Source organism: Mesocryomonas lacus (assembly GCF_055730135.2).
In genome coordinates, this window is record NZ_JBUZWE020000007.1 from 206,070 (window position 1) to 218,890 (window position 12,821).

General features: G+C 66.8%; 13 protein-coding genes. 8 read left to right on the plus strand and 5 right to left on the minus strand.

Going from position 1 to position 12,821, the window contains the following annotated elements; translation table 11 throughout:
* A complete protein-coding gene (truB, locus tag ACZLZY_RS13300; protein ID WP_472934395.1) occupies positions 1-987 on the plus strand; it encodes a tRNA pseudouridine(55) synthase TruB in 987 nt (328 codons plus the stop codon).
* A gap of 19 nt (positions 988-1,006) precedes the next feature.
* Here truB and ACZLZY_RS13305 read toward each other — a convergent pair whose 3' ends face one another.
* On the minus strand, positions 1,007-2,377 hold the full coding sequence (locus tag ACZLZY_RS13305) for a diguanylate cyclase (RefSeq protein WP_472934396.1): 1,371 nt from the start codon (positions 2,375-2,377) through the stop codon (positions 1,007-1,009).
* Between the two features lie 299 nt (positions 2,378-2,676).
* On the opposite strand from ACZLZY_RS13305, the gene rpsO reads away from it, so the two are divergent.
* From rpsO to ACZLZY_RS13325, 4 genes are all read left to right on the plus strand, one after another.
* Positions 2,677-2,946 (plus strand): 30S ribosomal protein S15, encoded by a 270-nt coding sequence (rpsO, locus tag ACZLZY_RS13310; protein WP_472934397.1) that lies wholly within the window; start codon positions 2,677-2,679, stop codon positions 2,944-2,946.
* 341 nt (positions 2,947-3,287) lie between these two features.
* A complete protein-coding gene (gene pnp / locus ACZLZY_RS13315) occupies positions 3,288-5,414 on the plus strand; it encodes a polyribonucleotide nucleotidyltransferase (RefSeq protein WP_472934398.1) in 2,127 nt (708 codons plus the stop codon).
* A gap of 154 nt (positions 5,415-5,568) precedes the next feature.
* Positions 5,569-5,865, plus strand: coding sequence for a putative quinol monooxygenase (locus ACZLZY_RS13320; RefSeq protein WP_472934399.1), 297 nt, complete (start codon positions 5,569-5,571; stop codon positions 5,863-5,865).
* Positions 5,866-5,935: 70 nt separating this feature from the next.
* A complete protein-coding gene (locus tag ACZLZY_RS13325) occupies positions 5,936-6,472 on the plus strand; it encodes a DUF2937 family protein (protein ID WP_472934400.1) in 537 nt (178 codons plus the stop codon).
* 57 nt (positions 6,473-6,529) lie between these two features.
* Here the strand turns inward: ACZLZY_RS13325 and fabI are convergent, their stop codons facing one another.
* The 3 genes from fabI to fabA all read right to left on the minus strand — a co-directional run bounded on the left by fabI (position 6,530) and on the right by fabA (position 9,322).
* The gene (gene fabI, locus ACZLZY_RS13330) at positions 6,530-7,378 is read right to left on the minus strand and encodes an enoyl-ACP reductase FabI (protein WP_472934401.1); all 849 of its coding nucleotides are present in this window, start codon (positions 7,376-7,378) and stop codon (positions 6,530-6,532) included.
* A gap of 128 nt (positions 7,379-7,506) precedes the next feature.
* Positions 7,507-8,727, minus strand: coding sequence for a beta-ketoacyl-ACP synthase I (gene fabB, locus ACZLZY_RS13335; RefSeq protein WP_472934402.1), 1,221 nt, complete (start codon positions 8,725-8,727; stop codon positions 7,507-7,509).
* A 70-nt stretch (positions 8,728-8,797) separates the two neighbouring features.
* Positions 8,798-9,322 carry a 3-hydroxyacyl-[acyl-carrier-protein] dehydratase FabA gene (gene fabA / locus ACZLZY_RS13340; RefSeq protein WP_472934403.1) on the minus strand — a complete coding sequence of 175 codons (525 nt, stop codon included), beginning with the start codon at positions 9,320-9,322 and terminating at the stop codon, positions 8,798-8,800.
* 177 nt (positions 9,323-9,499) lie between these two features.
* Here fabA and ACZLZY_RS13345 point away from each other — a divergent pair, with 177 nt between their 5' ends.
* Positions 9,500-9,979: a hypothetical protein gene (locus ACZLZY_RS13345; protein ID WP_472934404.1), complete on the plus strand. Its 480-nt coding sequence runs from the start codon at positions 9,500-9,502 to the stop codon at positions 9,977-9,979.
* A 171-nt stretch (positions 9,980-10,150) separates the two neighbouring features.
* Positions 10,151-10,600 carry an iron response transcriptional regulator IrrA gene (gene irrA, locus ACZLZY_RS13350; RefSeq protein WP_472934466.1) on the plus strand — a complete coding sequence of 150 codons (450 nt, stop codon included), beginning with the start codon at positions 10,151-10,153 and terminating at the stop codon, positions 10,598-10,600.
* Between the two features lie 434 nt (positions 10,601-11,034).
* On the opposite strand, the gene ACZLZY_RS13355 is transcribed toward irrA, so the two are convergent.
* Positions 11,035-11,586 (minus strand): SH3 domain-containing protein, encoded by a 552-nt coding sequence (locus tag ACZLZY_RS13355; RefSeq protein ID WP_472934405.1) that lies wholly within the window; start codon positions 11,584-11,586, stop codon positions 11,035-11,037.
* A gap of 198 nt (positions 11,587-11,784) precedes the next feature.
* Between ACZLZY_RS13355 and ACZLZY_RS13360 the strand changes: the two genes are divergently transcribed.
* The gene (locus ACZLZY_RS13360) at positions 11,785-12,786 is read left to right on the plus strand and encodes a 2-hydroxyacid dehydrogenase (protein ID WP_472934406.1); all 1,002 of its coding nucleotides are present in this window, start codon (positions 11,785-11,787) and stop codon (positions 12,784-12,786) included.
* Positions 12,787-12,821 lie beyond the last annotated feature (35 nt).

Here is a 12,821-nt window from a genome sequence, read left to right on the forward strand (position 1 = left end):
ATGGCACGACGCGGCAAGAAGCCGAAGGGCCGGCCGGTTTCCGGCTGGGTGATCCTCGACAAGCCGAAAGGCATGGGGTCGACCGAGGCGGTTTCGAAGATCAAGTGGCTGTATTTCGCCCAGAAGGCCGGCCATGCTGGCACGCTGGATCCCTTGGCGTCCGGCATGCTGCCGATCGCGCTGGGCGACGCCACCAAGACGGTTCCCTACGTCATGGACGGGCGCAAGGTCTATCGCTTCACCGTGCAGTGGGGCACCCAGACCACGACCGACGACACCGAGGGGCCGGCAGTGCACAGCTCCGACGCCCGGCCGGACGAGGCGGCGATCCGCGCTGCGATGGCCGACTATACCGGCGAGATCCAGCAGATCCCGCCGCAGTTCTCGGCGATCAAGATCGACGGCAATCGCGCCTATGATCTCGCGCGCGAGGGCGAGGTGGTGGAGATCGCGGCGCGCACCGTCACCGTCCACCGGCTCGAGCTGGTCGAGATGATCGGCTCGGATGCGACCGTGTTCGAGGCCGAATGCGGCAAAGGCACCTATGTCCGCTCGATCGCCCGCGATCTTGGCCAGGACCTCGGCTGCTACGGCCACGTCACCGATCTACGGCGCGTCTCCGTCGGTGGCTTCAACGAAGAGGACATGGTGACGCTCGCCGATCTCGAGCTTGCCGCCGACGAGGGCCGCGAGACCCTCGGCGAGGAGGAAATCGCCGCCGGCGCCAGTGCCCGAGTCGTGGTCTTCGACGGCCTCGACGAATACATCCTCGACGCCGCGCTGGCGCTGACGGACCTCTACGAGGTGACGCTGACCGACGAACAGGTCGGCCGCGTCCTCTCTGGCAACCCCGTCCTCCTGCGCGGCCGCGACGCGCCGGCCTTCTGCGAAGAGGCCTATGCCACCGGCCATGGCAAGCTCATCGCGCTCGGCGCGGTGGAAGAGGGCTCGTTCAAGCCGCACCGGGTCTTCGGCGGCCGGGGTTAGGGATACCCGCCGCGCCGGCTTAGCTGGCGCGCTGCAACGGCCAGTTGGCGTGAAGCCGGACATGGCCCTTGCCGTTTCGCTTGCCAAGCAGCAAGGCCTGGTCGGCATAGCGAAGCAGCAGAAGAGGGTCGGCCGCATCCTCCGGCGCCAAGGTGGCGCCGATCGTTGCGGCCACCCGCACGGCCTCGCCGGTTGGCAGAACGACGGGCGCGGAGATCGCCAGGATGATGTTCTCGCCGATGTCGACGATCTCGCCGGACCGACCGCCGAGCGTGAGAATCAGCGCGAACTCGTCGCCGCCCAGCCGGGCGACGAGATCATGCCCGGCGATCTCGCTTTTGATCCGGGCCGCGACCGCGCACAGCACCGCATCACCTGCGTCGTGCCCATGCCCCTCGTTGATCGCCTTGAAGCCATCGAGGTCGAGGTAGAGCACGGCGAACCTTGCGCCGCCCGCCATGGCGATCCGCAGCGCCCGGTCGAGGTGATCGAAGAACAGCACGCGGTTGGGCAGCCCCGTCAGCGTATCGTGAGTCGCCCGTCTTTCGCCGTCGGCGATCATCCGGGCAGCCCGCTTTGTCTGCCGCAGCACGATGGTGGTGAGGGCGCCGAAGCAAAGCGCCAGAATTCCCCAGACCGGCAGGGCCGTCCGCAGCAAGGTATCGCCCGGTCGCGCTTCGTCCCATGTGAGATGAGCGGCGATCCTGCCGTCCGCCGTCTGCAGCGGAGTGCTTGCGTCGATGCTTTCTCCGGCGGGGACGAGCCGGAGGTGCGGCAGAAGGTAGATCTGGCTGAGTTCTTCCAGCAGCACCGGATCGATCAGGTCGACGAAGACCAAGAGATCCTGCGGCCCGCCTTCGACGACCGCGGTCTCGAAGCGCCGGATGGCGCTGACGGCCACGATCGCCGGCAAGCCGTCGGCGAGGACAAGACCCGTCGTGGACGCCATGGGGCTGCCCGCACGCTGCCGGGCAACGAGTTCCCGGAAGCCGCCGGTCAGGACGGTGTCGATGGCGTGATCCGTCCGCTTTCCGCCGATCGCCGCATACCGCGTGCGTCCCGAAGCGTCGTAGACGGCACTCACATCGAAGCCGAAATTCTGGAACGTCACCTCGCCGATGTTCTCGTCGGCCCAGGCCTTGTCGTCCGCGTCGATAACGTGGTCCACGACGCTGTTCCAGGTGCCGTAATCCAGCACCGACTTGCCGAGCTGCTGGCCCCGGACCGAGATTGCTCCGCCGGCAAGTTTCACCTGCATCTCGCGCGCGACCTCCGTCTGGTAGGAGGCGACCCAGAGGATGGTCGTCAGCATGGCCCCCAGCAACAGCGACACCAGCGCGGCGACCGGAATGGTCAGTCGTAGAAGAAGCTGTCGGTGAAGGGCTGCCATGTCGCTCGCTTCGAAATCTCGCCCTTGTTATGCAGCTAAGCTCTAAAGAACCCGTGAGGGGTCTGCTGCAGTTCGTCGGGATTGGTCGATCGGGATTAAGCTAGCGCCTCGCGGGCAGCGCCGTTTCCGCGCGCCGCCGCCTTGCCCTTTGCCGGGCTCTGGTATTTCCCTGGCATTTGGCCTATACCGCGGCCAGCGCCCGGCGCCTCGCAGTGAGGTGCCCGCGTTTTCATGGCCCGGGCTGGACGACATCCCTGCCCTGGGCGACCCATACCCTCCCGATCAGAAAGGGCATCCCGATGTCGATCACGCCTGAGCGCAAGACCGAAGTCATCAAGGAATACGCCACCTCCGAAGGCGACAGCGGTTCGCCGGAAGTCCAGGTCGCGCTGCTTTCCGAGCGCATCAACAACCTGACCGAACACTTCAAGTCGCACAAGAAGGACAACCACTCGCGTCGTGGCCTTCTGCGCATGGTCGCTACCCGCCGCAGCCTGCTTGACTACCTCAAGCGCAAGGAAGAGGCGCGTTACACCGCCATCGTCGCAAAGCTCGGCCTGCGCCGCTAGCACTTGGATCGGCGGGCATCCTCTGGATGAGCCCGCCGGTTTTGCATTCGGGCCCCGCCGCAAGGCGGTGCCCTCCGGGCTTCGCCACAGGGCGCCGCCCACTGCCCCGGCCGCCTCTTAGGGGCGCCGGCACCGACCGAACCGAAACGGTCATGGGGCAGGATTGCCGGGGGCTTCCCGGCACGCTCCGCGGCATTGTCGCCCGGACGAGATCGTGCCGAAGGGTTTTGCCCTTCCCGAAGCCTCCCGCCGTCTTGCCCATGACCCGCTTCTTCTAAAAGAGCCCCGCGATAGCGTGCCGCCCATCCAGGCCGGCAGGTCGCAGCACAAAGGCAATTTTCATGTTCAATGCCCACAAAGTGCAAATCGAATGGGCGGGCCGCACGCTCACCCTCGAGACCGGCACCATCGCCCGCCAGGCTGACGGCGCCGTCCTCGCCACCTATGGCGAGACCGTCGTGCTCGCGACCGTCGTGTCGCAGAAGCAGCCGAAGCCCGGCTTCGACTTCTTCCCGCTGACCGTCAACTACCAGGAGAAGACCTTCGCCGCGGGCAAGATCCCCGGTGGCTTCTTCAAGCGCGAGGGCCGTCCGTCCGAGAAGGAGACGCTGGTCTCCCGCCTGATCGACCGTCCGATCCGCCCGCTCTTCGCCGAAGGCTACAAGAACGACACCCAGGTCGTCGTCACCGTCCTGCAGCATGACCTCGAGAACGATCCGGACGTGCTGGCCATGGTCGGCGCCTCCGCTGCGCTCACGCTCTCGGGCGTGCCTTTCATGGGCCCGATCGGCGGCGCCCGCGTCGGCTACATCAACGGCGAGTTCAAGCTGAACCCGCATGTCGACGAGATGCCGGAGTCGGAACTCGACCTCGTTGTCGCCGGCACCGACTCGGCCGTGCTGATGGTGGAATCCGAGGCGCACGAGCTGTCGGAAGAGATCATGCTCTCGGCCGTCATGTTCGGCCACCGCGGCTTCCAGCCGGTGATCGACGCGATCATCAAGCTGGCCGAGCTCGCCGCCAAGGAGCCCCGCACCCACGTCGTCGCCGACAACTCCGCCCTCGAGGCCGAGATGCTCGGAATGGTCGAAGGCGAGCTGCGCGACGCCTACAAGAACACCGACAAGATGGCCCGCTACACCGCCGTCGACGCGGTGAAGGCGAAGGTCATGGCCCACTTCCTGCCCGAGGGCCAGGAGCCGAAGGCGTCCAAGGAAGTCGTCGGCGCCGTCTTCAAGGAGCTGCAGGCCAAGATCGTCCGCTGGAACATCCTCGACACCGGCAGCCGCATCGACGGCCGTGACCTGTCGACGGTCCGCCAGATCGTCGCCCAGGCCGGCATCCTGCCGCGCACCCACGGCTCGGCGCTGTTCACCCGCGGCGAGACCCAGGCTTTGGTCGTCGCCACGCTCGGCACCGGCGAGGACGAGCAGTTCGTCGACGCGCTGACCGGCACCTACAAGGAGACCTTCCTCCTTCACTACAACTTCCCTCCCTATTCGGTCGGCGAGACCGGCCGCATGGGTTCCCCGGGCCGTCGCGAAATCGGCCACGGCAAGCTCGCCTGGCGCGCCATTCGTCCGATGCTGCCGGGCAAGGAAGCCTTCCCCTACACGATCCGCGCCGTCTCCGAGATCACCGAGTCGAACGGCTCGTCCTCGATGGCGACCGTCTGCGGCACCTCGCTCGCCCTAATGGACGCCGGCGTTCCGCTCGGCCGTCCAGTGGCCGGCATCGCCATGGGCCTGATCAAGGAGAACGAGCGCTTCGCGGTCCTCTCCGACATCCTGGGTGACGAGGATCACCTCGGCGACATGGACTTCAAGGTGGCTGGCACCTCCGAGGGCATCACCTCGCTGCAGATGGACATCAAGATCCAGGGCATCACCGAGGACATCATGAAGATCGCCCTCGACCAGGCGAAGGGTGGTCGTCTGACCATCCTCGACGAGATGGCCAAGGCGCTCTCGACCAACCGCGCCGAGCTCGGCGAGTTCGCGCCGCGCATCGAGGTCATGATGGTGCCGACGGACAAGATCCGCGACGTCATCGGTTCGGGCGGCAAGGTGATTCGCGAGATCGTCGAGAAGACCGGCGCCAAGATCAACATCGAGGACGACGGCACGGTGAAGATCGCGTCCTCCTCGGCCAAGGAGATCGAGGCCGCCAAGAAGTGGATCCACTCGATCGTCGCCGAGCCTGAAGTCGGCGCGATCTACGAGGGTACGGTCGTGAAGTGCGTTGAGTTCGGCGCCTTCGTGAACTTCTTCGGTGCCCGCGACGGCCTCGTCCACATCAGCCAGCTCGGCGCCGAGCGCGTCTCCAAGACGAGCGACGTCGTCAAGGAAGGCCAGAAGGTCTGGGTCAAGCTGATGGGCTTCGACGAGCGCGGCAAGGTCCGCCTGTCGATGAAGGTCGTCGACCAGGCGACCGGCGAAGAGATCAAGGGCGGCGAAGAGGCGGCGTAAGCCTCTTCCTCACCCGTTGGAATCGACGAAAGGCGCGCCCGGAAACGGGCGCGCCTTTTGTTTTGTCGCTGGACAAGGCTTGGCCTTTCGCCAAATGAAGAGGCGAGGGCGGCGCCGGGCGCGGCCCGGTTGCTGCAGGCGAGGGGGAACGGGCATGCTCTATCTGGTGGCGACGCTGAAGACGGTGGCTGGCGAGCGCGCGGCGGTGGTGGCGGCGGCGCGGCCCTGCATCGAGGCGACTCGGAAGGAGCCGGGATGCTTGCGCTACGACCTCTTCGAAAGCGTCACCGACCCTGATCTGCTGACCTTCATCGAGGCCTGGGAGGACGAGGCGGCGCTCGCCCGCCACGGCACGATGCCGCATGTCCTCGCTTGGCGCGCGGCCTCGGCTCCGCACCGCACGACGACGCAGCTCGAGATCATCTTCCCCGATCGCGTCGAGGTCCGATGACGCCGCTTTCCATCTTGTCCGGAGGCTCCGGGACCGCCGGCCCTGTCGAGGCTTCGGCGGGGAGGAGCCGATGAGCGCGCTTTTCGTGCGCGCGGTCGGCGCGCTCCTCGGCGGCTTCCTGTTCAGTCAGGCGAGCGAGTTCACCCAGCAGTACATGCAGCGCCTCGGCGGTGCCGCCGACGAGCTGCGCACCATCGTCCGGCGCTTCGACGACAGTGCGCGGCTAGAGGGGCTGCAGCGCGATGCGGCGATCGCGCGGCTGCGCTCGGCTGATGATGGCTTCGTGGCGCGTCAGGGCGAGGATGCGGCCAGCCTGGTCGCCCGTCAGGACGAGGTGGAGCGGCGCTATCAGAAGCTGACCGGCACCGCGCCGCTGCTCCGCCCCTTCGAGGCGCTCGCCGATCCCGACGGGACGATCCTTGCTCGCACCTTCGACGATTTTCGTCCGGCGCTGCCAATTACCGCCGACGGGCTGTTTCTCGCGGTGGCAGGCTTTGCCGGTGGCTGGGGTCTTGGGGCAGGGGCGGCCGGTGTCCACGGCATCCGCAAACGCCGACGCGCCCGACGGGCCGCAGCGCCCAATACCGGCGGTTCGCGGCTGGCTTAGCGCCGACGTTTAAAGCTCCCCGGCGCATGGCGCCGAGGGCAGGCCAGTGGCGGATGCTTACTTCGCGGCCTGGGCGACGTCGACGTCCTCGGCGATGACGGCACGGCGCTCCTGCGCCTTCAGCTCGTCCAGCGCCGGCATCGACATGATGTTGTAGCCGGAATCGACGTAGTGGATCTCGCCGGTGACGCCGGCGGCCAGGTCCGAAAGCAAGTAGAGGATAGCGCCGCCGACCTCGTCGATGCTGACGTTGCGGCGGAGCGGTGCGTTCTTGCGCTGGTAGCTGAACATCAGCCGCGCATCCGAGACGCCGGCGCCGGCGAGCGTGCGCACCGGGCCCGCCGAGACGGCGTTGACGCGGATGTTGCGCGGGCCGTAATCGGCGGCGAGATAGCGCACCGAGGCCTCCAGCGCGGCCTTGGCGACGCCCATGACGTTGTAGTTCGGCATCACGCGGGTGGCGCCGCCATAGGTCAGCGTCAGCAGCGAGCCGCCGGGTGCCATGATGTCGGTCGCGCGCCGGGTGATCTCGGTGAAGGAGAAGCAGGAGATCAGCATGGTGCGCGTGAAGTTGTCGCGCGTGGTGTCGGCGTAGAGGCCCTTCAGCTCGTTCTTGTCGGAGAAGGCGAGGGCGTGCACCAGGAAGTCGATCTGGCCCCATTCGGCCTTCAGCGTCTCGAACACCCGGTCGACCGAGGCGATGTCCTCAACGTCGCAGTCGAGCAGCAGCGTCGAGCCGATCTCGGCGGCGAGCGGCTTCACCCGCTTGCCAAAGGCGTCGCCCTGGTAGGTCAGCGCCACTTCCGCGCCTTGGGCAGCGAGCGCCTTGGCCGCGCCCCAAGCGATGGAATTGTGGTTGGCGACGCCCATCACGAGGCCGCGCTTGCCCTTCATCAGATCGCCCATGGACGGCCCCTTCTTATTCTACGCATCGCGAAAACCGCGGTCACTTCTTGGCGCGAGCGATAGCACACCACCGACTGTTGCGGGCGCACGTCGTATGTCCGCCCGCAACACATCGTTTGGCGAGAGCTTCAGTCCGCGACGCGGCGGAACACCAGCGTCGCATTGGTGCCGCCGAAGCCGAAGGAGTTCGACAGCACGGTGTTCAGCTTCACATTGTCCATCCGCTCGCGAACGATCGGAAGGTCGGCAAACTCCGGATCGATTTCGTCGATATGAGCCGACTGCACGATGAAGTCGTTCTGCAGCATCAAGAGCGAGTAGATCGCCTCCTGCACGCCCGTCGCACCCAGCGAATGGCCGGTCAGCGACTTCGTCGCCGAGATCGGCGGGATCTTGTTGCCGAAGACTTCCCGGATCGCCTGGATCTCCATCTTGTCGCCGACCGGCGTCGAGGTGGCGTGCGGGTTGATATAGTCGATCTCCGTGTCGACCGTCTCCAGCGCCATCTTCATGCAGCGCGCCGCGCCCTCGCCGGACGGAGCGACCATGTCGTGTCCGTCGGACGTCGCGCCGTAGCCGACGATCTCGGCGATGATCTTCGCGCCGCGCGCTTTCGCGTGCTCGTATTCTTCCAGCACCAGCACACCCGCGCCGCCGGCGATGACGAAGCCGTCGCGGTCCTTGTCATAGGCACGGGATGCCACCGTCGGCCGATCGTTGAAGTCGGAGGACATCGCGCCCATCGCGTCGAAGAGGTTCGACATGGTCCAGTCGAGGTCTTCCGAGCCGCCGGCGAAGATCACGTCCTGCTTGCCGACCTGGATCGTCTCATAGGCATTGCCGATGCAATGGTTGGACGTCGCGCAGGCCGACGAGATGGAATAGTTGACGCCCTTGATCTTGAACTGGGTGGCGAGCACGGCGGACGCCGTCGAGCTCATTGCCTTCGGCACCGCGGTCGGGCCGATGCGCTTCGGGCCGCCCTTGGTCTCGGTGATCTCGGCGGCCTCGACGATGATGCGCGTCGAGGGCCCGCCGGAGCCCATGATGATGCCGGTGCGCGGGTTGACGATGTCGTCTTCCGTCAGGCCGGAATCCTCGATCGCCTGCTGCATGGCGATGTAGTTCCAGGCGGTGCCCTTGCTCATGAAGCGCGCGGTGCGCCGGTCGAGCACGGCGAACGGGTCGAGGTTCGGCTCGCCCTGGACATGGCAGCGGAAGCCGTGGCTCGCATAGTCCTCGGCGAAGCTGACGCCCGAGCGGGCGTTCTTCAAGGAGTCCAGCACCGCCTCGACATCGTTGCCGATCGACGAGACGATGCCCATTCCGGTCACAACGACACGTTTCATCGCATATTCCTCCAGTGGTGCAGGGCCGCGGGCCGCCGGTCTTGCCGGTCGGCCGCGGCTGGCGCAGGGGTCAGGCCGCGGCGGGCTCTTCGTCCTTGAACAGACCGACGCGCAGGTCACTCGCCTTGTAGATCAGCACGCCATCGGCCTTGACCCAGCCTTCGGCGATGCCAAGCTTCAGACGCGAGCGCATGACGCGCTTGAACTCGACGCCGTACTCGACGAGCTTCACCTTCGGCGTCACCTGGCCCGAGAATTTGACCTCGCCGACGCCGAGCGCCCGGCCGCGGCCCTCTTCGCCGAGCCAGCCGAGATAGAAGCCGGTCAGCTGCCAGAGCGCATCGACGCCGAGGCAGCCCGGCATCACCGGGTCGCCCTCGAAATGGCATTTAAAGAACCAGAGGTCGGGATTGACGTCGAACTCGGCCTTGATCGAACCCTTGCCGAACTGGCCACCATCGGTGGTCACCTCGGTGATCCGGTCGAACATCAGCATCGGCGGCAGCGGCAGCTGCGCGTTGCCGGGTCCGAACAGCTGGCCGTGGCCGCAGGTGATCAGCTCATCGTAATCGTAATGCGTCTTGCCGGGTGCCATGATCTTCCATATCCGTCCGGACGCTGCCCCACGCCGGTTTCGGCGTCGCCTTTAGCACGGGTGCGTCCGGACACAAACCCGGCAGCGCCGCCGGCGTGCATGTCTGCTGGCAAAGCTAGGGTCACCGGATGGCGAATGAAAGTCTCCTTGGCGTTTCTCTTGTCTGGAAAGGCGGCAATGCCCGTTGAAACCTTGCGCCTGTCGGCCCTCTGCGGCCTTCTCCTCGCCGGCATGGCATCGCCCGCCGCGGCTGCCGGCGGCTGGCACGCCGAGCCGGCCGGGGCGAGTGCGCGGACGGCCGGCTATGGCGCCGGCCGCGGCTTCACGACGATCTGGATGAGCTGCGCCGGCCTGCCGCCGGGGCGCCTCGCGCTGCGATTCTCAGGCTTTGCAGCCGGCCTGCCGACAGATGGCAGCTATACCGTGGTGGTCTCGGCGAACGACATCGCCTTCCTGCAGGAGACACGCCCGGTGGCGCGCGGCGACGGAGGCCATGATCTCGCCCGCACGGCCTCGCTCGGCGAGCTGCAGCCGATGATCGATGCCCTGAAGAAGGGCCGCAAGGTCGAGGTCTCGGCGCCAGCCGGCCGGGTTACCTTGCCGCTGACCGGTTCGGGCAAGGCGCTGGCGGCGCTGGAGGCGGGCTGCAGGGGATAGGACGACAGACCGCGACCCTCGTCTCGAAGAACCGCGTTTTCCCGGCGGCCTCTCCATCTTGCCGCGACGCAGCGTTTGTGATCTCGCCACGAATTGTCTATATCTTCGGTGTTATCAGCGCTCTCCGGTGGGGCGCGCGGCATGATGGACGTGAAGATGGTGGGCAAGACGATGGAAAATCGGGGCCGTGGACAGTTCTTCTGTGTGTTCGAGCGGCTGCGGGCTGCGGGCCTGCGCCCGACCCGCCAACGCGTGGCGCTGTGCAACCTGATCTTCGGATCGGGCGACCGGCACCTCTCGGCCGAGGAACTGCACGAGGAGGCGCACCGCGCCGGCGAGCCGGTCTCGCTTGCCACCGTCTACAACACGCTGCACCAGTTCACTGATGTGGGCATCATCCGCCCGCTCACCGGCGAGGGCCAGCGCACCTATTTCGACACCAACACCTCCGATCACCATCACTTCTTCCTCGAAGAGGCGAACGAGATGATCGACATCCCGAACGGCGGCATCAAGCTCTCGGAACTGCCGGAGCCGCCGGAAGGCATGGAGATCGTCAATGTCGACGTCGTCGTGCGCCTGCGCCGCAAGGTGGCGCGTCCGGCCGACGCCTTGTCTTGAGACTGGAAGTTGGCCGCGCTTCGGCGCGGCGGCAAAGACGTTTTGAAAGCCCGGTCCTCGCGAGAGAGCCGGGATTTTTGTTGGCCTGCGTGATGTGATGTGCCGGATCGACGGGATGCGAGGCTCAGCGTTCGAACCTCGTCATCCTCGGGGCCGTAGCCCCGGGGACCCATGCCGTCATGCCGGATGATGCCAAGAGCGGTCGAGCGCGTTCAACTCTGCGCCGAATAGCAGAGTTCGCGGAGAGGCATGGGTCCCCGCGCTTCGCGCGAGGATGACGACATTCCGGCTTTTGGTGGACGCTGATCAGAGTGGGCGAAGGAGGGCTTCGTCGTCCGGGTTCGGATGTAACCGGCCTATCCCGCGCTGATGTGGCTCCAGCATTCTCTCAGCATTCGGCCCTACGTGCGGACCGGTTCCCGATCGTTGATGGCCTAGAACCGCTCGTCGGGATAGACACCCCAGATCTCGTGCTGGTGGACGTAGCCCTTGCGGCCGGAGACCTCGACCTCGCACCAGCCGAGGCCGCATTCGCGCACGCTGGTGATGACGCCGGGCTCGAGCTTGGCGACGAGCGTCGCGCTCTCGCCGGCGCTGTTGTGCATGTCGATGGTCGTGCTCTTGCCCTTCAGCCAGGGGGCGGCGATGGCGGTGCGCTCGCCCGACAGCAGCGAATGGTAGACCCAGCCCTCGGTGCCCTCGCTGTCGCGCACCCGGCGCCACAGCTCGTATTCCTGCACCACTTCGACCGGCAGGCCGGGCTTCAGGTAGAGCCAGGAGACGGCGTAGTCGCGGCCCGGGCCGACGCGCAGGTTCACCCGGCCCGATTTCAGCGAGACGAAGCGCGGCAAGGCGAGCTTGGAATAGGCGCCGGTGATCGAGCCGGTTTCCTGCGCGAGCGCGGGGGCCGGCATGGCGGCGGAGGCGAGGAGGGCGGCCGTGCCGGCCAGTGCCAGGACGAAGGAACGAAGACGCAACGGAAACACTCCAGACAGGGCCTGCCGAGACAGGACCATCCCCAACGCGCCCGGAATGCTGCAATGCAGCATCGCGAGGGCACCGAACCTCTGCCGGAAAGCTTTGTTTTCGGGAGGACGGCTTGCTATGGACGGGACTTCTCGACTGGTCCGATTATCGCGCGTTGAGGTTAACAAGCCCTTGAAGCGGCGAGCGGAGGAGGCACGATGACGGAGCGCCCTAGACCGGTCGTCGCGATCACGCGCCGGCTGCCCGAGCCGATCGAGGCCCGCATGGGCGAGCTGTTCGACGTCTCCTTCAACGCCAGCGACAAGCCGATGAGCCAGCCCGATCTCGTCGCTGCGCTCCGCCGCGTCGACGTGCTGGTGCCGACGGTGACCGACCGCATCGACCGCGCCATGATTGAGCAGGCGGGCGAGCGGCTGAAGCTGATCGCCAATTACGGCAATGGCGTCGACAATATCGACGTCGAGGCGGCGCATGCGCGCGGCATCTTCGTCACCAACACGCCGAACGTTCTCAACGAGGACACCGCCGACATGACGATGGCGCTGATCCTGGCGGTGCCGCGGCGGCTGGTCGAGGGCGGCATGCGCCTCATCAGCGGCGAGCCCTGGGCCGGCTGGTCGCCGACCGCCATGCTCGGCCGCCGCCTCGGCGGCAAGAAGCTCGGCATCGTCGGCATGGGCCGCGTCGGCACCGCCGTCGCGCGGCGGGCAAAGGCCTTCGGGCTCGAGATTCACTACCACAACCGCCACCGCGTCAGCCCGAAGACCGAGGAGGCGCTCGGCGCCACCTATTGGGCGAGCCTCGACCAGATGCTGGCGCGGATGGACATCGTCTCCGTCAACTGCCCGTCGACGCCGGCGACCTTCCATCTTCTCTCGGCGCGGCGGCTGGCGCTGATCCCGTCGCACGCCTTCATCGTCAACATCGCCCGCGGCGACATCATCGACCAGCCGGCGCTGATCGGCCTGATCGAGGAGGGCCGCATCGCCGGCGCCGGGCTCGACGTGTTCGAGGGCGAGCCGGCGGTCGACCGGCGGCTGATGCGGCTCGCCGAGGACCACCGCGTGGTGCTGCTGCCGCACATGGGCTCGGCGACGATCGAGGCCCGCATCGACATGGGCGAGAAGGTGATGATCAACATCCGTGCGATGATGGACGGCCACCGCCCGCCCGACCGGATCCTGCCGGGCCGGATTTAGCGCCGGCAGATTTCGCGCAAGCGACGGCCTAGAAA